At 41.6% G+C, this 18,489-nt stretch carries 17 protein-coding genes and 2 pseudogenes; 9 read left to right on the top strand and 10 right to left on the bottom strand.

Annotated features, from left to right (window positions below):
- The first annotated feature begins 602 nt into the window (after positions 1-602).
- From CV014_RS20355 to rdgB, 6 genes are all read left to right on the top strand, one after another.
- Positions 603-1,685 (top strand): Gfo/Idh/MocA family protein, encoded by a 1,083-nt coding sequence (locus CV014_RS20355; protein ID WP_236143690.1) that lies wholly within the window; start codon positions 603-605, stop codon positions 1,683-1,685.
- Positions 1,686-2,005: 320 nt separating this feature from the next.
- Positions 2,006-2,623, top strand: coding sequence for a DedA family protein (locus CV014_RS20350; protein WP_236143689.1), 618 nt, complete (start codon positions 2,006-2,008; stop codon positions 2,621-2,623).
- A 222-nt stretch (positions 2,624-2,845) separates the two neighbouring features.
- Complete coding sequence (locus CV014_RS20345; RefSeq protein WP_236143688.1) at positions 2,846-3,994, top strand: ParM/StbA family protein; 1,149 nt, start codon at positions 2,846-2,848, stop codon at positions 3,992-3,994.
- 5 nt (positions 3,995-3,999) lie between these two features.
- Positions 4,000-4,518 (top strand): plasmid segregation centromere-binding protein ParR, encoded by a 519-nt coding sequence (locus CV014_RS20340; protein WP_236143687.1) that lies wholly within the window; start codon positions 4,000-4,002, stop codon positions 4,516-4,518.
- A gap of 257 nt (positions 4,519-4,775) precedes the next feature.
- The gene (locus tag CV014_RS20335; RefSeq protein WP_236143686.1) at positions 4,776-6,212 is read left to right on the top strand and encodes a phosphoglucomutase/phosphomannomutase family protein; all 1,437 of its coding nucleotides are present in this window, start codon (positions 4,776-4,778) and stop codon (positions 6,210-6,212) included.
- Positions 6,213-6,308: 96 nt separating this feature from the next.
- Complete coding sequence (gene rdgB, locus CV014_RS20330; RefSeq protein ID WP_236143685.1) at positions 6,309-6,893, top strand: RdgB/HAM1 family non-canonical purine NTP pyrophosphatase; 585 nt, start codon at positions 6,309-6,311, stop codon at positions 6,891-6,893.
- Between the two features lie 312 nt (positions 6,894-7,205).
- Here the strand turns inward: rdgB and CV014_RS20325 are convergent, their stop codons facing one another.
- The 3 genes from CV014_RS20325 to thiD all read right to left on the bottom strand — a co-directional run bounded on the left by CV014_RS20325 (position 7,206) and on the right by thiD (position 9,541).
- On the bottom strand, positions 7,206-7,544 hold the full coding sequence (locus CV014_RS20325; RefSeq protein ID WP_017749852.1) for a P-II family nitrogen regulator: 339 nt from the start codon (positions 7,542-7,544) through the stop codon (positions 7,206-7,208).
- 389 nt (positions 7,545-7,933) lie between these two features.
- Complete coding sequence (locus CV014_RS20320; RefSeq protein WP_236143684.1) at positions 7,934-8,545, bottom strand: hypothetical protein; 612 nt, start codon at positions 8,543-8,545, stop codon at positions 7,934-7,936.
- A 174-nt stretch (positions 8,546-8,719) separates the two neighbouring features.
- Positions 8,720-9,541 (bottom strand): bifunctional hydroxymethylpyrimidine kinase/phosphomethylpyrimidine kinase, encoded by an 822-nt coding sequence (thiD, locus tag CV014_RS20315; RefSeq protein WP_236143683.1) that lies wholly within the window; start codon positions 9,539-9,541, stop codon positions 8,720-8,722.
- Between the two features lie 33 nt (positions 9,542-9,574).
- On the opposite strand from thiD, the gene CV014_RS20310 reads away from it, so the two are divergent.
- The gene (locus tag CV014_RS20310) at positions 9,575-10,345 is read left to right on the top strand and encodes an N-formylglutamate amidohydrolase (protein WP_236143682.1); all 771 of its coding nucleotides are present in this window, start codon (positions 9,575-9,577) and stop codon (positions 10,343-10,345) included.
- A 53-nt stretch (positions 10,346-10,398) separates the two neighbouring features.
- Here the strand turns inward: CV014_RS20310 and CV014_RS20305 are convergent, their stop codons facing one another.
- The gene (locus CV014_RS20305; protein ID WP_236143681.1) at positions 10,399-10,824 is read right to left on the bottom strand and encodes a hypothetical protein; all 426 of its coding nucleotides are present in this window, start codon (positions 10,822-10,824) and stop codon (positions 10,399-10,401) included.
- A 126-nt stretch (positions 10,825-10,950) separates the two neighbouring features.
- Between CV014_RS20305 and CV014_RS20300 the strand changes: the two are divergent.
- Positions 10,951-12,800 (top strand): annotated as a pseudogene (locus CV014_RS20300) (S8 family peptidase).
- On the opposite strand, the gene CV014_RS20295 reads toward CV014_RS20300, so the two are convergent.
- Positions 12,768-12,911: a hypothetical protein gene (locus tag CV014_RS20295; RefSeq protein ID WP_236143680.1), complete on the bottom strand. Its 144-nt coding sequence runs from the start codon at positions 12,909-12,911 to the stop codon at positions 12,768-12,770. The pseudogene CV014_RS20300 and the gene CV014_RS20295 overlap by 33 nt on opposite strands.
- Positions 12,912-12,923: 12 nt before the next feature.
- Between CV014_RS20295 and CV014_RS20290 the strand changes: the two genes are divergently transcribed.
- Positions 12,924-13,157, top strand: a complete 234-nt coding sequence (locus CV014_RS20290) for a hypothetical protein (protein ID WP_236143679.1) — start codon at positions 12,924-12,926, stop codon at positions 13,155-13,157.
- Between the two features lie 34 nt (positions 13,158-13,191).
- Here CV014_RS20290 and CV014_RS20285 read toward each other — a convergent pair whose 3' ends face one another.
- The 5 genes and pseudogenes from CV014_RS20285 to CV014_RS20265 all read right to left on the bottom strand — a co-directional run bounded on the left by CV014_RS20285 (position 13,192) and on the right by CV014_RS20265 (position 17,752).
- Positions 13,192-13,464: a hypothetical protein gene (locus CV014_RS20285; RefSeq protein WP_236143678.1), complete on the bottom strand. Its 273-nt coding sequence runs from the start codon at positions 13,462-13,464 to the stop codon at positions 13,192-13,194.
- A gap of 195 nt (positions 13,465-13,659) precedes the next feature.
- Positions 13,660-14,553 carry a S66 peptidase family protein gene (locus CV014_RS20280; protein ID WP_236143677.1) on the bottom strand — a complete coding sequence of 298 codons (894 nt, stop codon included), beginning with the start codon at positions 14,551-14,553 and terminating at the stop codon, positions 13,660-13,662.
- A 12-nt stretch (positions 14,554-14,565) separates the two neighbouring features.
- Positions 14,566-15,252, bottom strand: coding sequence for a class I SAM-dependent methyltransferase (locus CV014_RS20275; RefSeq protein WP_236143676.1), 687 nt, complete (start codon positions 15,250-15,252; stop codon positions 14,566-14,568).
- A 62-nt stretch (positions 15,253-15,314) separates the two neighbouring features.
- Positions 15,315-16,555 (bottom strand): annotated as a pseudogene (locus CV014_RS20270) (ABC transporter substrate-binding protein); the annotation flags it as partial.
- Between the two features lie 96 nt (positions 16,556-16,651).
- Positions 16,652-17,752, bottom strand: a complete 1,101-nt coding sequence (locus CV014_RS20265) for a glycosyltransferase family 4 protein (RefSeq protein WP_236143675.1) — start codon at positions 17,750-17,752, stop codon at positions 16,652-16,654.
- Positions 17,753-18,489: the final 737 nt, after the last annotated feature.

Raw genomic sequence — 18,489 nt, 5'->3', positions numbered from 1 at the left:
AGCAAGTAGATGTATCACCTACCAAAGACCCACTCACAATCAAAGAAACACTTTTTCTTCCCCCATACCCTGACACTCCCACATTTCCATATACCGATGTTTCTTTAAAGTATCGTATTTTGGATGAGCATCCGTAAAAATCATTGGTCAAATCTATTTAAGGATGCCAATAATCAGGCAAGAATAATTTAAGTATGACCATAGTCACAATCTTAGAAAAATCTTTTTTTATGTAAGCGTTCCAGTATGATATTGTTATCAATCAATCTGTAATTTTCCTCACAATGGGATCGCTAATCTTTAACTCAGATAATTTATTGTCATATTATCTTTTAAACATTTCCACATAAAACCACTAGATTTTTCTAGGTCATAGAAAGGTGAATTTTAGTTTGTGTAGAGCAGAAACAACCGAGCAGTTAAGTAACGTCTATACAAAAGACAGCCAAATTACGGGAACTGATCGTAAACTTTGAAATTCTTCATAAACAAGGCCTCTATGTTACCATCTGGATGGTTTTAGACGGAACATAATTGGCTGTCAAGTATAAACGCCAACGGCCATAGCGTCTCTAAATTTGGTGGTTGAGGAGAGAACAATAGTGCAAAATAGCATGTCAGTGGCAGAAGCAAATTCATATACACAGCGCAACCAGCCACGACCGATTCGTATAGGTGTAATCGGCGTAGGTAACATGGGACAACATCACACCCGCACACTCAGTTCCATGAAAGATGTTGAACTAGTAGGCGTGGCAGATATTAATGTCGAACGAGGCTTAGAAACCGCCAGTAAATACAAGGTGCGTTTTTTTGAAGATTACTGTGACCTGCTCCCCCATGTAGAAGCGGTGTGCATAGCTGTTCCCACTCGCTTGCATTATGCTGTGGGCATTAACTGTCTTTTGGCAGGAATTCACGTTTTAATCGAAAAGCCCATTGCTGCTAGTATTTCTGAGGCGGAATCCTTGGTGAATGCGGCGGCTGAGTCTCAATGTATTCTGCAAGTCGGTCATATTGAGCGATTTAATCCGGCTTTCCGTGAACTGCACAAGGTGCTGCAAACAGAAGAAGTTCTAGCACTAGAAGCTCACCGCATGAGTCCCTACTCTGACAGAGCTAACGATGTTTCGGTGGTGCTGGATTTGATGATTCACGACATCGATTTATTGTTAGAACTAGCAGGCTCACCAGTAACAAAATTAACTGCTAGCGGTACTCGTTCCTTAGACTCTGGTTATTTAGACTATGTAACCGCTACCTTGGGATTTGCTAACGGTATTGTGGCAACTCTGACAGCCAGTAAAGTCACACACCGCAAAATCCGTCGCATCGTCGCCCACTGTAAAAACTCATTTACTGAAGCAGATTTTCTCAAAAATGAAATTTTAATCCATCGTCAAACACCTGCTAATTCTCATAACGATCATAAGCAAGTGTTATATAGACAAGATGGTTTAATTGAAAAAGTTTATACAACTAATATTCAACCTTTGAGTGCAGAATTAGAGCATTTTGTCAACTGTGTCCACGGTGGCAATCAGCCTTCCGTGGGTGGAGAGCAAGCACTGAAAGCTTTGAGATTAGCTAGTTTAATTGAGCAGATGGCTTTAGAAGACCGAGTGTGGAATCCATTAGATTGGCAATCTGAACCCAGAGTACAATCATTGACTCCCACAGTGTAAAAACATAAAAGGCAAAAGATCAAAGGTAAAAGGTAACAGTCAAAAGCTGACTTTTACCTTTTTTCCGTTTTGGAACCCCTAAACCAATAAGAGACTTCTAGCTAAAAAATATACAATCGCTTTGGGAAGCAGGGGAAGCAGGGGAAGCAGGGGGAGCAGGGGGAGCAGGGGAGGAAGAATACAATGATCATGTTTGCTCTGACCCATTGAATGATTTATTTTCTGGAAGTCTATAAGTTGAACTTTAAAATTGGGAAGGCGGACAACATGAAGTTAAACTGGGTAACGAAAACTGTCCAAAGTCATAATCACTAAATTTCATGTCATCGGATTGGATCAAAAATATTATTGAATCCTTGGGCTATTGGGGAATAGGACTGTTAATGTTTGTGGAAAACTTATTTCCGCCCATTCCTTCAGAGTTAATCATGCCCTTGGCAGGATATACCGCCAATTTACCAGGATCGAAGCTGAATATTGCGGGTGTTTTTGTCGCTGGGCTTTTAGGTTCTGTGGTCGGTGCGCTGATCTGGTATTATCCAGGAAAACTTTTAAGTGAGAAGCGTTTAAGAGAATTAGCCGATAAATACGGTAAGTGGATTACCGTATCTGGCAAAGATATTACCAAGGCTAAACAGTGGTTTGATACTCAGGGAAATAAAGCCGTTTTAATTGGTCGCCTAGTTCCAGGTGTTCGCACATTAATCTCCGTACCTGCTGGTATGAGCAATATGCGGTTGCTACCTTTCCTATTTTATACAACTATAGGTAGTGCGGCTTGGGTGGGTTTGCTAACATACTCAGGATACGCCTTGGGTAGTCAGTATGAGCTAGTGGATAAATATTTAGCCCCTGTATCCAAAATTGTACTTGGAAGTTTGGTTTTAGGATTTGTCTTTTGGGTACTCAAACGTAGGCGCAGAAATACCAGAAGTTGAAAAACAATTACCTTCAGTCAGCATATGGGGGTTACATTTGGTAAAAATTCGCCTACACTATGCCAAATAATGCTGAATAAGCGATCGCCTAAAATTTACTAAAATTTTAAAACTGGGCGTATTTGTAGTTACACTTGACGAAGCCCATAATTTCTGGTATCCCGCATATTTGTACAACAGGCATGGTAACTTTTTACAGTTAAGTAAGGACTAGGAGCTTGTATGACCGACCAACCTTCCGCCGCTACCCCCATGAATGCTGCCGCCATACCTCTAAACAGGGTGTCAGCATCTACCCCCATCAATAGCACTACCCCCCCTAAACCCACAAACGGTGTAGGGAAAGCAATTCTGAGCGTGGATTTGGGCAGAACCTCCACAAAAACTTGTGTGAGTCGTGAACCCAATAGCGTGATCTTCATACCCGCCAACGTTAAGCCAATGTCCATAGAACAAGTACGTGGCGGTGTGTTTGAAGCCCGCGCCACCGACCCACTGATGGACTTATGGCTAGAATATCAAGGACTAGGCTACGCCGTAGGTCAACTGGCAGCAGACTTTGGGGCTAACCTGGGAGTTGGCCAGTCCAAAGTGGAAGATGCACTGATTAAAGTTTTGGCCTCTGCTGGCTACTTCAAACTCAGAGACGAAATTTCCGTAGTTTTAGGCTTACCTTTCCACTCCTTAGAGCAATTTGAAAAGGAAAAAGCCCAATTAACTAGTCTAGTCACCGGGCCTCATGTCCTCAACTTCCGAGGCGAGGCTTTGTCCTTGAATATTTCCAAAGTTTGGGTAATGCCAGAAGGCTATGGCAGTTTGTTATGGTCAGAAGCACAACCCAAAAAGAGTGGTAGCACCCCAGATTTCACAAAAATCTCTGTGGCGATTGTTGATATCGGACACCAAACTATTGACTTTTTGATGGTAGATAACTTCCGGTTTGCCCGTGGTGCTTCCAAGAGTGAAGATTTCGGAATGAACAAGTTTTATGAATTGGTAGCAGCTGGAATTGAAGGCGCAGATAGTCAATCTCTGGCTTTAATTTCGGCTGTAAATAAACCCAAAGGCGATCGCTTCTATCGTCCCAAAGGTGCTAGCAAACCCACCAACTTAGACGACTTTCTCCCTAACCTCACTGAGCAATTTTCTCGCGAAATTTGCAGTCGCGTTTTAGCTTGGTTGCCAGAACGGGTCACAGACGTAATTCTCACCGGTGGTGGTGGAGAATTCTTCTGGGAAGACGTACAACGTTTACTCAAGGACGCTCAAATTAACGCTCACCTATCAGCTCCTTCCCGACAAGCGAACGCTTTGGGGCAGTATATTTATGGAGAGGCGCAATTATCCGCCAGTCGCTCTTCTAGGGCTTAAAAAGAATGTTCCAATGGTCAAAAAAAGTAGTTAAATCGGTTACGTTCAACCCAGAGGTCGCTGATGAAAGTTTGTTAGCGGTTGTAGAAAACTATCTAGAAAAACAACCGGACAAAACTTTCAGTGACCTCTGCAAAGAAGCCTTGTGGCAAACTTTATGCGTACCGGAATCTGTAAAACCTGGTCTCAAAACAGCAGCGACAGGCGCGGTTGAACAAAAAATCGATGACCTGCAACGTCAAGTAGCTGACCTTGAGGAACGTTTTTTTGCCAAAGAATCGAACCGCCTGGAGGGACTAGAACGCCAGGTATTGCAATTAACGCAGCAATTGGCGCATCTGGCAATCATGGTGACAGAAAGACCCGTAGTGTATTCTTCACCTCCACCCGCACCAACAGTAGAAGCAGTCAATCCTACTGCTTCTACTTCTCCTCCCCCTCCTCCTCCTAGCTATCCTGTGAATCCTCCAGAAGAGGTTGATCCTTTAATTAGTCGTTTGAGCCAATATCTTGATGATTTTTAACAGAAAATCATCAAGATTGAGCATTAAATGCTCCTATGAATGTTCCTTAATAGCCGAGACTATTAAGGAATATTAGTATTTGGTCAATAGTCAATAGTCAATAGTCATTAGAGAACAGGGAACAGGGAACAGGGAATAGGGAATAGGGAATAGAATTTTGAATTTTGAATTTTGAATTGATAAGTCCCCAGTCCCTTTTATTACCTGCCCAACTGTGCAAATGCTAGAATCCTCAAGTGTACTCTGAGGATACCTGAATGCCAGTTATAGCTAGTCCAATCAAGTTCGGCACAGATGGCTGGAGAGGCGTAATTGGTGATGAATTCACCTTTGAACGTCTAGCTTTGGTCGCGCCAGTTGCAGCAAAAGTATTATATGATACTTATTTTTCAACGGTGGGTAGCCGCACAATCATTGTGGGTTACGATCGCCGATTTATGGCAGAAGATTTTGCCCGTGTTGTGGCTAATGCTGTCACCGCCATTGGTTTTGATGTACTGCTGAGTGATAGCTATGCCCCGACTCCGGCTTTTAGCTGGGCGGCAAAACAACTCAATGCTTTAGGCGCGTTAGTCATTACAGCTAGTCATAATCCAGGAGCTTATTTAGGATTAAAAGTTAAAGGTTATTTTGGTGGTTCAGTATCGCCAGAAGTCACAAAAGATATAGAAGCACTATTATCAGTAGGCGTACCAGCAGCAGCCACTCCAGGTAAATTAGAGAATTTTGACCCTTGGCCGAGTTATATCCAAGGCTTAGAAGCAAAAGTCAATATCAACAAACTCAGAGAAGCGATCGCCTCTGGTAAACTCAACGTATTCGTTGATGTCATGCACGGTGCAGCTGCTAGCGGTTTGGGCAGATTATTAGGTGAAAAAGTCCAAGAAATCAATAGCAACCGTGATCCTTTATTTGGTGGTGGTGCGCCAGAACCTTTACCGAAATATCTGGATGAATTATTTGATTTAATTAAAGCTCATCGCGATCGCCATCCGTCAGATTTAACTGTGGGTTTGGTGTTTGATGGAGATTGCGATCGTATCGCCGCCGTTGATGGTAGTGCTAATTTCTTGAGTTCCCAAGTCTTAATCCCCATATTAATCGACCACCTCACCCTCAGACGCAACTTCACAGGCGAAATCGTCAAAACTGTCAGTGGTTCAGATTTAATTCCCAAGGTAGCAGAACTACACAACCTCTCAGTATTTGAGACACCAGTAGGATACAAGTATATAGCTGACAGAATGTTAGCTGCACCAGTATTGTTAGGTGGGGAAGAATCTGGTGGTATTGGTTATGGTAGCCATATTCCCGAACGCGATGCCCTTTTATCAGCATTGTATGTCTTGGAGGCGATTGTGGAGTCTGGGCAAGATTTAGCAGACTATTATCGCCATCTCCAACAACAAACAGGCTTTAATTCTGCATATGATCGCATCGACTTACCCCTAGCCAGTATGGAAGTCCGAGCGCGACTACTGCAACAACTAGAAACTCAACCCTTAACAGAAATCGCAGGTAAAGCCGTAATTGATTGTAAAGCGATTGATGGTTACAAATTCCGCCTTGCTGACAATAGCTGGCTAATGATTAGATTCAGTGGTACAGAACCAGTTTTGCGCCTCTACTGCGAAGCCTCCACCATTGAGGAAGTGCATAAAACCTTGGCATGGGCTAAAGACTGGGCAGAGTGAAATTTAGTCAATAGTCCATAGTCCATAGTCCATAGTTGTATTGACTGTTGACTATTGACTGTTGACTGTTGACTAATGACTAATGACTAATAACCAATGACAATACTAGTAGTAGCGACGAGTAACCCTGGTAAATTGCGGGAAATGCAAGCTTACCTTAAAGATACTGATTGGGAATTACAACTCAAGCCTGAAGAATTAGAAATAGACGAAACGGGAGAAACCTTTGCGGAGAATGCCTGTTTAAAAGCTTCCGAAGTAGCTAAAGCTACAGGACAATGGGCGATCGCAGATGATTCTGGTTTACAAGTCGATGCCCTTAATGGTTCGCCTGGTGTATATTCTGCCCGTTATGGTAATAGTGACGCTGATAGAATTGCCAGATTATTAAAGGAGTTAGGTAGCGAAGTTAACCGCAAAGCTCAGTTTGCATGTGTAGTGGCGATCGCTTCTCCCGATGGTAATATTGCTATGCAAGTCGAAGGTCTTTGTCCTGGCGAAATTCTTTATGCGCCCCGTGGTGATGGTGGTTTCGGCTATGATCCCATTTTTTACGTTCCAGAGAAGCAATTAACCTTTGCTCAAATGACACCAGAAATCAAAAAATCAGTTAGCCACCGAGGTAAAGCCTTTGCGGTTTTACTTCCTCAAATCAAAACATTGCTGAGTCCTGAGTCCTAAGTTTTGAATTGGGAGAGACGCTTTGAGTAATCGTAGTGAAGAAATATCACATTAACATTTCTTCACACCTTCCTTCAGACGAACTCAAAATTTCACCGAATAATACCAATTCTCCAAAATTAAGCAACAGATGGAAAGCTGGAAACCCAGATGGTATCTGACTTTCTGAATTGCGTTAGCGTAGCGGGACGTTAGTCCATTGCGAATTGCGAATTGCGAATTGCGAATTGCGAATCGGTATAACTTTATTTCTCTCTCAACTACTTCCACCCAGCACTCAAAACTCAGCACTCAGCACTCACAACTCACAACTCAAACAGCTTCTGTATTCTTTTCGCCAGTCCGAATCCGAACTACTTGCTCTACAGGGGAGATAAAAATCTTACCATCACCGATTTCGCCAGTACGGGCAGCAGCGATGATTTTATCAACCACCATATCGACTTGGTTGTCCTCAACTACGATTTCCACCTTGAGTTTTTGCAAAAACTCAACAGTATACTCAGAACCGCGATAGCGTTCTGTTTGTCCTTTTTGTCGTCCAAAGCCTCGAACTTCAGAAACTGTCATCCCCACAATTCCTGCATTGACTAAAGCAATTTTCACTTCGTCTAGCTTAAATGGACGGATAATTGCTTCTACCTTTTTCATGTCATCGACTCCTAATTTTTAGTAAGTGCGTTTATATATCTAACCAGATCAAATGTCTCATGTTTTCACAATTCATCTTAGTTTTAAGATAGATGTGAGAATTTGATGTTTTATAACTGCATCTGACCCAGATAAGCATTTATCAGATTAGCAGTAGAACCTATAAATTAATTGCTTAGTTCTTAAAATTTTGATATTAAGCTACTGTAGTGAAACACGCTGCAAAATTATGGTTTTAAGCCATTAAAACCACATAAATGTCTAATTTGATTAAATATGCTCAAAAATTTCCTAAGTGAGTGGTGAGTGATGAGTGCTGAGTGCTGAGTGGTGAGTGCTGAGTCATTAGTTGCTTCCCCTGCCTCCCCTGCCTCCCTCTTGTATCTCCTCTAACGGCTTTGATGTTGAAACAGGGGACGCACGACTAAGTACCCAGCCCCAAAAGCTGTCAACATAATCAACAGGATGCTGATTGCTAACCACCAACCATTCATTTCTTTAGGCTCTGGCTTGGAGTTAGGATAATAACTTACCTCTTGTTCTTCAATCACAACTGTTTCTGATGTGGGAGAGGTGATTTCTACTATAGGTACAGAGAAATCAGTGTGACTGACTTTGCTGGTTGCAGGTTCAGGTATGACGGGTTGACGAGAACGAGTAGCTTGTGGGCGTGGTTGTTCTTTAGGGGGTGCATCAGGGCTAGGAATATTACTGACTTCAGGGTGAGAAGTGGGGGTATGAGTAAAGTTTGGTGTAGAAGGATAATCTACTAATTTTTGTAGGTGTATAAAAGATTTAACTACTTGAGTAATTTCATGGCGCAGACGTTGGTTTTCTTGTGCTAATTGTTGATTTTTCGTAGTCAGCACATCTAACTTTGCCTGTGTTGCTTTTAATTCCGCCGCTAATTCCCGATACACGTATAATGGTACGGAAGTCGGATAATTTTGGGATGTTGCTTTTGGGGGATTGCCTGGAACAGAACCAGTGGTTGTTCGCATTGGTGGTTTGGTATAAAAATGAGTTTAATTTAGAGTATGAGCAATGTTATCAAAAGATAGTTGGCTTGGAAACAGGCAATTGGTGATTGGGCATTGGGAATAGGGAATTGGGTATGGGATATAAAATTCGCCAATGCTGAGTTTTGATTGAGGGTTATCCTGCCTGTATAAATGTTAGTTTGATAACAAAGGGTAAAAGTGTCCTACTGGGCCTTGACCTTTGCCTATATCTAAGGCGTAAGTGAGTGCATTAGTAACATATTTTTTGGCTTGTTGTACAGATTGCCATAAATCTTCACCTTTGGCTAAATTGGCAGCGATCGCAGCTGATAAAGTACAACCAGTACCATGAGTATTATGAGTATCTACTTGCTGTGTGGTTAAGGTTTCTAACTTCTGCCCGTCAAACCAAATATCAACACCACGGGCGTTACCTGATATTCCACCACCTTTGACTAGCACAACTGTCGCCTTTAAATTACGATGAATTACTTGTGCTGCTGCCCTCATATCATCTAACGTATTTACCGTTAAACCGCTTAAAATCTGAGCCTCGTAGCGATTGGGTGTAATAATAGCAGCTTGAGGTATGAGTTGTTCTCGGAGAGTTTTCACAGCGTCATCATCAATTAACTGCGCCCCTGTGCGTGATACCATCACAGGGTCAACAACTAAATTAGGGATTCCTAAAGCCTCAACTTGTTTAGCGACAGCAGCGATAATTTCTTGATTGAGTAACATTCCCGTTTTCGCTGCTTGTACTCCAATATCCTCAAATACGGCTTGAATTTGGGCTATAATCGCCTCTGGTGGCATAGCATCAACTCGCGCTACTCCCAACGTATTTTGAGCCGTCACGCAGGTTACAGCACTAGTTCCGTGGACACAATGAAAAGCAAAGGTGCGTAAGTCAGCTTGAATTCCTGCACCACCACCGCTATCTGAACCAGCAATAGTTAATGCAACTGGTATTTTGGATTTTATCTCAGCATTCATAAGCAAAAGTTAATTGAAATTACAGCTAATGCAATGGATTTATTTACTGTTAACACACCAATATCACCAGCCGTACCAATAGTTGCTAATATTCCCCATAGTGGGTTAAAAATTCCGGCAAATATAGCTCAACATCTTTCTCAAGCATATCTCCCTAACCAAGATTGGCATTTAGATAAACTGTATGATTTTCTCCCTCAATTGGGAGTAACAGTCATGCAAGCTAATTACAGTCGATATGTGGTTGATTTAAACCGAGAATTAAAAGAACCGATAGCAGGAAACTTCTGGTCATCTGTTGTACCTTTACAAACAGCATTTGATCAGGCAATTTATCAAGATAATCATAGTCTAGAAGACATACAAAATCGTATACAGAAATATTATCTTCCCTATCATCAAAAATTAGAAAACTTACTGAAAGAAAAAGTCCAGGAGTTCGGAAAAGTCTATTTGCTAGACTTGCACAGTTTTGGAGGATTAATTGATGATCAAATATGTTTGGGAAATTCTAACGGAAAAAGCTGTAAGGATTTTTTGATGTTAACAGTCGAATCGAGTTTTACAGATAGTAATTACCAAGTGGTAAAAAATAAAGTTTTTACAGGTGGTTATATTACTCGATTTTATAGTCAAATATCAGGAGTTGAAGCACTACAGATTGAGTTAAAATATCCCGTTTATTTAGATAAAAACCAACTAGATAAACCACAATTTCCTGATTGGGATATACCCCATTTCCATCAAGCCAAGGATAAATTTAGAGATGTCTTTGCTAAAATCACCAGTTCATTAAAAGGCTAAATATTATTAATTGAAACAGTATTTAAATTTAAATATTATCTCTTTCCTCTTCCCTATTCCTTCGTGATATTTTGCAACGCACCTTGTAAAAACTTACCCCATTCCGCCGCTAAAGAAATTTCTGTGAACGGAACTTTTACTGATTGATTAGCTTCATTAAAGGTAAATTCTAGCTCAATTGTCCGACCCTTCTGGGGAAGTGCATTTATATCTGTAACTTTTCCATCTATCAGCAGGTGAATATTTTGAACATCTAACAGTGAGAAAGTTTGCAGTTGGATCAGTCCCTTGGCTGTGGGTTTGCCCCAGGTGATGCTGTTGTCCTTTTGACCCAAGACAGCGTAAATATCGTATTTAGCGCGATCAAATTGCTCTGCCCAAGTACGATAAGCTTCGACCTTTTGATACTCCTTTGAGCCTTGCCAAGCCAGCCAGAAAAATATGATTAATAGGGGCAACCAGAAAAGACCACGTTCCATTGTTTAAATATTCCTCAGTCAAAGATTTAACTAAAAAAGGTGTAACTTAATTGCAAACTCAACCAACTAGGGGTGTAGATAAGTTATCGTAGTGAGCAAACTGGCAAAAAGCGGTGATGAGTTGGTATGAAAAAACTGATAATACTTTGCTTGTTTGTCGTCGGGTTGATATCTGCTGTGTGGGGGTTTCTGAGTTTTCAGGGACTAGCAGCAAAAGGTGAATTCGAGACAATTTTAGTGGATTTTCGGGAAGATATTCCCGCAGATGCGATTCAGAAAGATTTACAAGCGATCGCCCAAAAATACAACGTTACTCCTCAATTAGATAATAAATTCTCAGCGCAAGATAATGTTTATATTATCAAGGGCGATCGCGATCGGCTCAAAGAACTGCGGAAATCTCCCTTTGCTCAAGCTACAGAATTATTGAACCGAATTACGTCTACAAGCTAATTGAGCCGACATCTCAAGCAACTTGGTTAGGCGAAATTCTACGACCCCAAGAAGGTGAAGATTTTCAACCTTCATTAACTGCACCCAATGACGAATATTACAGCAAACAGTGGAATCTCCACAAAATCGGCGTGGAAGGTGCATGGAAAGAAACCAAGGGTAGCGGTGTCACCGTCGCAGTAATTGACACAGGCGTTACCAAAGTCCGCGACTTATACGAAACTAAATTTGTTAAAGGTTACGATTTCGTCAACGACAAAGAAGATGCTAGCGATGATAACGGACACGGTACTCACGTTGCTGGTACAGTTGCCCAAGCCACCAATAATAAATATGGTGTAGCGGGAATTGCTTACGAAGCCAAACTCATGCCCCTCAAAGTGCTGAGTGCTTATGGTGGAGGGACTGTAGCTGATATTGCCGAAGCCATTAAATTTGCAGCCGACAAAGGCGCAGATGTGATTAATATGAGCTTGGGGGGTGGTGGAGAAAGTCAACTCCTCAAACAAGCCATTGAATATGCCCATAGAAAAGGTGTAGTCATCATCGCCGCCGCCGGTAACGAAAATGACAGTTCTGCCTCATACCCTGCACGTTATCCCCATGTCATTGGGGTTTCAGCTTTTGGCCCTGATGGTGAAAAAGCCCCCTATTCTAACTTTGGTGCAGGTATTGATATTTCTGCCCCTGGTGGAACTGATGCCGGTGCAATTCTCCAAGAAACCATCAACGAACAAGGACAAGGCGTATTCTTAGGACTCCAAGGCACCAGTATGGCTTCTCCCCACGTTGCGGGTGTAGCAGCCTTAATTAAAGCCAAAGGTGTTCAAGATCCAGAGGAAATTTTAAAAGTCCTCCAACAGTCAGCACGGGTAATTAAAGAAGATAGTTTAAACTACTACGGTGCTGGACAACTCAACGCGGAAGCCGCAGTCAAACTCGCCACCCAAGGACAAATCAGTTTCCAAGATTTCTTCCGGTGGTTACGGGATAATGGCTATCTTAACCCTGGTTTTTGGATAGATGGTGGTGCAGTCGCCCTATTGCCAAAAGTCTTAATGGTACTAGGTTCCTATCTTTTAGCCTGGTTCTTGCGGGTTTACTTCCCCTTTGCTTGGAGTTGGTCATTATCTAGCGGTCTAATTTTTGGTAGTTCTGGGTTATTCTTCCTCAAAGGTATCTACATCTTTGACTTACCCCAGTGGCCATTCCGCGTTTTGGGCAGTTCCATTCCCGAATTAGGCAACAGCATACAAGGTACCGACGCTCTCAACCCGATTTTTGCTAGTGTATTAATTCCGGTAGTGCTAGTAGCATTATTACTAGGTCATCCTAGCTGGAAGTGGTTTGCGATCGGTTCCACTCTGGGTGTAGCCGCTTGTTTAGCAGTCAGTGCAGTTTTAGACCCAGTAGTTTGGGGTTTTAGTAACGATAACTTAGCTAGAATCTTCCTCTTTACTAACGCCTTACTCTGTTATGGACTAGCCAGATTAGCATTGAAAAACGAAGGACAAACAGCGTAAATGGGAATGGGGCATTGGGCATTGGGCATAGGGCATAGGGCATGGGAGTAAAATCTCCCAGTCCCCAGTCCCCAGTCCCCAGTCCCCAATCCCCAGTCCCCCGTTCCCCATTCCCTAAATCTTATGAGCATCACAGTCACAGGAACAATCGAACGCCGTCAACTCGGTATGGGTGCATGGGCGTTGGTTAGCGATGAGGGTGTCACCTATGAAATCCTCAAGGGTGCAGACCAAGAATTACTCAAGGCTGGACAAAAAGCCAAAGTTATAGGACAGGTGCGTGATGATGTCATGACGATCGCCATGATTGGCCCTGTCCTCGAAGTAAAATCATTTGAGGTACTTAGTTCTAATTAGTGTATTTACGAGTCATTACTAAATGGTGGAAAGGTCAATCTTTTTTAGAATAAATTGCACCTCCATAAACAGCAAAACCACCATAGACAAAAGCTGGGGTGATCAGAACAATCCACCATTTTCCTAACAGCCACCATTGATTAATCGGCATCTCTGGTTCAATACCTTGAACAATCAGAACACCTAAAGCCGTTGCTAAACCGCCCAGCACATGAATATAAATAGGGCATTTTAAGCCAGATTTCCACCACGCTACTAAAGCAGATATGACGATAAAAGCAACAACAACTGCTCGTATTGGACTCATATTTGGGTATCCACACCTTGAGTATTTCAAGCATCTTCAGCAATTTCAATAGTGAAATGCCTCATTTGGTTGAGTTGATACCTTATTAGTATTCCCAATTTCAATTAACCTGAATTCAGCTTATACTTAGAAAAGTTACGTGATGCAATGGAAATCGTTCTCCTTCAAGCAGCGTCCTAATTACTCCGACTACGGCTATAGTTTCAAAATACCCTGGTCAGCATCAAGGGTGGCGTACATTCCTACGGGAAGAACGGCGTTTTCTTCACCGTGACCAAAGGGTAAGTCTGAAACGATAGGAATATTTAAGCCAGCCAAGCGATCGCGCAATACTTCTTCTACACTAAAACTAGGTACATTAGCCGGGGGTTCACATTTGGTGAAGCTACCCAAAGCGATACCTTTGACTTTAGTTAACACACCACTTAAACGCCACTGAGTAAGCATTCTGTCAATGCGGTATGGTGCTTCGGTGACATCTTCTAAGGCTAAAATGACACCATTAAAGTCTGGTTGTAGGGGTGTGTGTAAAAGATGGGTAGCCACAGTCAAATTTCCTGGTAGTAATAAGCCACCGACTACACCACCACCCCAACCGCAACCCTTAAGAGGTGCAATAGGTCGTCCTTCCACCCAATTAAATAACCGTTCAATTGACCAAGAAGGTTCACTGGCTAGGGTTGTCAGCACAGCACCATGTAACCCGGATATACCTGCGTTGTAAAGACTCCACAACAAAGCTGTAATATCAGAAAAGCCAATTAGCCATTTGGGAGTCGATAAATTAGTGTCCCAAGACCAGTTTTCTAAGATGCGGGTACTACCAAAACCACCCCTAGCGCAGAGAATACCGCGACATTCTGGGTCATGCCAAGCCTCTGCTAATTGATGACGGCGATTTTCGTCTTTATGGGCAAGATATCCCCAATTGTAGTTAAGAGTATCGCACACTTCAACGCGATAACCACGCGATCGCCAAATTTCTATACTTGCTTGGAAAGCGTCAAATTCCCGCAATGCACCACTAGGGGTAATAACTTTGAGTAAATCTCCAGGTTTGAGAGGCGCAGGTAATGTTTTAGATTTCATTAATATCTAATATTAATTCTCGATTTTAAAAGTACAAAGTTGACTTTGCTTCCCATACAAAAGATTCTCCTCTGGATAGGGTAATGTTAGTAGCAGTTCTACATTATGTACATTAAAAGGTGGTTGGTCTAAAAACACTGCCGAGTTTTTCTCTAATCTAATTTCTGCACCTGTAGATATATCGATGTTAGGTACAGTATCTGTTAAGTTTTCAGGATAACTTTCCGTCACAAATACATATTTATATTGAGATATTTTAGCTAAAATGTTGTTAATATGTTCGTTAGATAAGTGCTGTAATACTTGGCGAATTAAACAGATATCTCCAGGAGGTAAATCTGATTCTATGGCATCAATACATAAAAATTCTACCTGAGCATTAGCAAATTTATGATTATGGTTTTCTATTAATTGGGGTACTATGTCTATCCCTGTATATTGATATCTAATTTGCACATTCTCTAAAGCTTGTAAAAGCTGCTGCCCTACACGAAAATCACCACAGCCTAAATCAACAATTTTGATAGGATTTAACTGTTTTTCGACAACAAACTTAACAATTAATTGGCTATAGGGAATAGCAAAAATTTCATCTGAGCCTTTACCAGAAAAAAACTCTCCTGTATTGCCGCCCCAAACGTTATTCACATAGATATTAGCGAAAACATCACTAGTAGATGTTTGACTATCTTGCACCATATAAAGTAATAAATACTCAGTGAATAACCTAAAATTTACACTGAGTATTTAACTTTGTCTAGTTATTTGCCAATTAAATCCAGCCTTGCTTGTGCCTCTTTTAAACTGGCTTCTGGGGGTGCGCCTAGCATTGTAGCTTCAATAGCGCGTCCCAGACTATCAGACAAGCGACTGTAACCAGGAATAATTGGTCTTGTATTTGATACAAACAATTGCTCTAAAAAGGTTTTCATCACTGGTTTTTGTTTGATGTATTCCTGATAGGCTTGACTTTGGGCAGACTTTAAATTGATGGGTAAAAAACCGGAACCAATACTCCATTCAGTTTGGAATGGTTCACTAATGACGTATTCTAAAAATTTCCAAGCTGCTTTTTCTCGTTCGGGAGTAGTTTTCATAATGAACATATTGCCACTTGCAAGTACAGTTGCAGGGTGTCTATTCATAGGGATGGGCATGACATCAAAATCAACTTGACTTTTCATGATGAATGTCCAAGGCCCTGTTAATTGCATTGCGACACGACCAGCAATAAAATCATCTTCTTCATATCCCCGTTCTGGTGCAGAGAATTTAGTTGAGCCGTCTTTAATTAAATCTTGCCAAAATTTTAAGGCTGCGATCGCACTCTCATTCACTAAATCAGGTCGTCCATCTTTAACTACTGTGCCATCACTACTAAAGAGAAAGGGAAACCAAATAGAAACCGTCCACTCTCCTTTCCCTAAAGGCATTGATAGACCATACTGATCAGGACGTTGATCACCATTGCGGTCTATGGTAAGTTTTTTCGCCGCTTCTCGCAATTCTGACCAAGTTTTTGGGACTTGACTAATTCCCGCAGCTTGAAACAAATCTGGTCTGTAAAAAAGTCCCACATTCCCCACAAACAGAGGAACTGACCAAATATGACCATCTAACTGCATCTCGCCAAAGCAGTTAGGGACAATTTCTGATTTCAGGGGTGATTTGTCTAGCCATTCATCTAAAGGTCGAATAGCCCGATTTCCACAAACTGACCTGTAATTTGGGGATAAAAAAATAAAATATCTGGTGGTACATTCCCGGCGACTGCTGTGAAAACCTTGGGTAATTGCTGGTCTAGTTGACCTGCATACAGTGATTCTATCTGAATGTCAGGATGGGTTTGATTAAAACGGTCTACTAATTTTTGAAACACATCCCTGTTAGGGGGTGGGTTGACAGCGTGCCATAGGGTAAGATGAATGACATTATTGTTAGTTGGCGGGACTGTTTGACAACCACCGATAGTCAGTAAACATAGACTCAATAAAATACTCAAAGCAGCAGAAATAACTTTCATAGTTTAGCCAGCAATTAATATCAAAAATTAAGCCAAAAACTAATTAATAATTAATGTTTCCCCATTCCCCATTCCCTATTCCCCATTTTCCACTTTCAAAATTTTAGTTAACAAATGACTGAAATTTTGCGCCACAATGGGAGCAGCAAATTCTGCCACCTTCGTGCGTCCAGCTTGACCCATCGCTGCGGCTTTAGCTGGTGATAATAATAATTCACACAGTTGACTCGCTAAATCTTCTGCATCCAAAGGAGTCGCTAGCAAACCTTGTACACCATGTTCAATTACTTCTGGTGTGGAGGAAGCACGACTAGCAACGATGGGTTTAGCAGTAGCCATTGCTTCAGCAAATACTATACCAAACCCTTCTTGCAGACTGGGTAAACAAAAGACTTGACAGCGAACATATTCCCGCACTAAATCTTCGCGGGATACGTAGCCCAAAAATGTCACGTTTTCCTGTAAATCTAGTTGTTGAGCCAATTGACGCAAATTTTCCCATTCTGGCCCCTTACTCGCAATTCGCACTTCCACATTGGGTATTTGACGGCGGACTATGGCGGTGGCGCGAATGAGGGTAGCTACATTTTTACGCGGATACTGTACCCCCACACACAACACCGTCGGACGTTCACTGACTATGTTATCTGTGGTTTTGCAGATATCCGCCACTGCTGCATCCCATTGCTGTAAATCTATGGGTGGTGGTACAGGGTGGATTTGGCCATTATATTTATAAAGTTGAGCGAGTCTATTGACAGAGTATTGGCTAGTTGTCACCACTATCTGGGCGCGATGCACACTCACGCGTTCTGCTTTTGACATTAACTCTAAAGATTGACGCACCAAACCCTGCTCAAACTTAGCCTCATCGGCAATAATACCGTGAATATAAGCGACAAAAGGTGGTTTTACACGGTGGGCGATGGTGTAACCATCCATATCTAATCCCACGACGACATCATAGTTATCGAAGCTAGAGGGGTTAAGTTGCCAATTCCACCAGAAACGATGCGCCACATAGCTGAAAGTCCCCTTAGACATCTGTGCTGGGGCAAAAATATCAACTGTGTGACCTTGCGATCGCAAATTATTCACAAGGTGAATATTACCAACAAAAGTACCACTGCCTAGTTTGACATTCTGGGGCGTGGCTGTAATAAACGCTAGCTTCATCTTGTACCGTGGGCGAATCATCTTGCTGCACTACAAGATTATCGCGCACCAGATGCCTTCTCTACTCCTCTAGGAATCCAATTTAATTTGGCTCCCGGCTCTCCTGCTTTTTAATTATGCTGTATCAATCTGTTTTTGAGCAGTAAATTTGAAATTCACTACTACCTTTTAACAGCAAACAATTATGATCGACACTATTGATGTTTATTAAATTATTATAGGTAATATTAGATAATATTTTGAACAACAAGCAGATTGATATAGTAATAGATATCATGAAGCTGACCTTGATAACTGTATGATGAGCATATCTTTGCGGATTTTCGATAGATTTTGACTGCATACACACAGTTTTAGGCAACCAGAAATGATTATCAAAGTCATAGTAACTCATGGGAACTTATCCATTAACTCAGCAAATCCCAGCCGGGGAGATGGCAAAATTAATAAAAATAGGGAAAGAGTTAACTTTCCCTGAATTAGTGAATAGCTTTTAGCTATATTCAATTGCCACCCAATACGATTAAAACTCTATATGTAAAATTATACTTCCTACAAAAGTCACAAATTTATCCATGACTAAAGTCATGATGTCAGATCCCACTTCCTTAATCCCCCTGGCAGGGTTAGAGTATGGTTTACTACCAATATCTATAAATTCAAAAACCTGTACTCAAGCTGACTTTCTTAATTGTGATTATTTATCAATAATCCGTAAGTTGTGGATAGTGGAGAAT

It is taken from the genome of Nostoc sp. CMAA1605, assembly GCF_021596505.1.
In the GTDB taxonomy this organism is placed as follows: domain Bacteria; phylum Cyanobacteriota; class Cyanobacteriia; order Cyanobacteriales; family Nostocaceae; genus Trichormus.
This window is presented reverse-complemented; position numbering and strand designations above follow the sequence as displayed.

Coding starts and splice junctions, on each gene's coding strand:
- CV014_RS20325 (WP_017749852.1), bottom strand. CDS start 7,544: ATGAAAAAGGTAGAAGCAATTATCCGTCCATTTAAGCTAGACGAAGTG.
- CV014_RS20280 (WP_236143677.1), bottom strand. CDS start 14,553: ATGAAATCTAAAACATTACCTGCGCCTCTCAAACCTGGAGATTTACTC.
- CV014_RS20285 (WP_236143678.1), bottom strand. CDS start 13,464: ATGAGTCCAATACGAGCAGTTGTTGTTGCTTTTATCGTCATATCTGCT.
- CV014_RS20335 (WP_236143686.1), top strand. CDS start 4,776: ATGCCAGTTATAGCTAGTCCAATCAAGTTCGGCACAGATGGCTGGAGA.
- CV014_RS20345 (WP_236143688.1), top strand. CDS start 2,846: ATGACCGACCAACCTTCCGCCGCTACCCCCATGAATGCTGCCGCCATA.
- CV014_RS20350 (WP_236143689.1), top strand. CDS start 2,006: ATGTCATCGGATTGGATCAAAAATATTATTGAATCCTTGGGCTATTGG.
- CV014_RS20295 (WP_236143680.1), bottom strand. CDS start 12,911: ATGGGGAACGGGGGACTGGGGATTGGGGACTGGGGACTGGGGACTGGG.
- CV014_RS20320 (WP_236143684.1), bottom strand. CDS start 8,545: ATGCGAACAACCACTGGTTCTGTTCCAGGCAATCCCCCAAAAGCAACA.
- CV014_RS20340 (WP_236143687.1), top strand. CDS start 4,000: ATGTTCCAATGGTCAAAAAAAGTAGTTAAATCGGTTACGTTCAACCCA.
- CV014_RS20275 (WP_236143676.1), bottom strand. CDS start 15,252: ATGGTGCAAGATAGTCAAACATCTACTAGTGATGTTTTCGCTAATATC.
- CV014_RS20305 (WP_236143681.1), bottom strand. CDS start 10,824: ATGGAACGTGGTCTTTTCTGGTTGCCCCTATTAATCATATTTTTCTGG.
- CV014_RS20310 (WP_236143682.1), top strand. CDS start 9,575: ATGGATTTATTTACTGTTAACACACCAATATCACCAGCCGTACCAATA.
- rdgB (WP_236143685.1), top strand. CDS start 6,309: ATGACAATACTAGTAGTAGCGACGAGTAACCCTGGTAAATTGCGGGAA.
- CV014_RS20290 (WP_236143679.1), top strand. CDS start 12,924: ATGAGCATCACAGTCACAGGAACAATCGAACGCCGTCAACTCGGTATG.
- CV014_RS20265 (WP_236143675.1), bottom strand. CDS start 17,752: ATGAAGCTAGCGTTTATTACAGCCACGCCCCAGAATGTCAAACTAGGC.
- thiD (WP_236143683.1), bottom strand. CDS start 9,541: ATGAATGCTGAGATAAAATCCAAAATACCAGTTGCATTAACTATTGCT.